The organism is Cellulomonas citrea (assembly GCF_009829685.1).
GTDB classification, from domain to species: Bacteria; Actinomycetota; Actinomycetes; order Actinomycetales; family Cellulomonadaceae; genus Cellulomonas; species Cellulomonas citrea.
Window position 1 is genome coordinate 1 of the sequence record NZ_VWSD01000389.1, and the last position, 533, is coordinate 533.

General features: G+C 77.5%; 1 protein-coding gene. It reads left to right on the forward strand.

Annotated elements, in window-relative coordinates; genetic code table 11:
- Positions 1–533, forward strand: a 533-nt coding sequence (locus tag F2B26_RS16900) for a hypothetical protein (protein WP_201292833.1), incomplete at both ends; no start/stop codon positions are given.

Sequence of the window (533 nt, forward strand, 5' to 3'; positions counted from 1 at the left end):
CTGACGACCGCTGGGACCTCGTGGCGGCGCAGGACCTCGCCCTCGCCCCGGTCGGCGCTGCGCTGTCCAGCGAGCCGTACGTGTCGCACTACCTGGCGCACCGCGCGGTCGACCTGCCGGAGGTGGGCCGGGTGGTCGCCACGCGGCAGACCATGGCGTGCGCACCCGCGTTGCCGCTGGTCGTGCACGCAATCGCGGAGGGGGCGGTCGCGCACCTCACCGATGCCATCGACCTGTACGGCCGCTCGGCGCGGCTCGACGGGCGCGCCGCCGCCCTGGGCGACCCGGTGTGGACGGGGCGCACCACGCAGGACGAGCTCGCCATGGCGGTGCTGCTCAGCGCACCGCGAGCGCTCGACCGGCCGGCCACCTGGCACGTGGTCGGCGTGGTGCGCCGCGACCTGCCGGGTGACCTCGACGAGGCGGCGCAGGTGGTGCTCGACCGGCTCGGCACCGCGCAGCAGACCGCCCAGGCCCCGGCCGCGGTGCCGACCGCCACGGTGCAGGCCGGCGCGGTGCCGACCACCACCGCG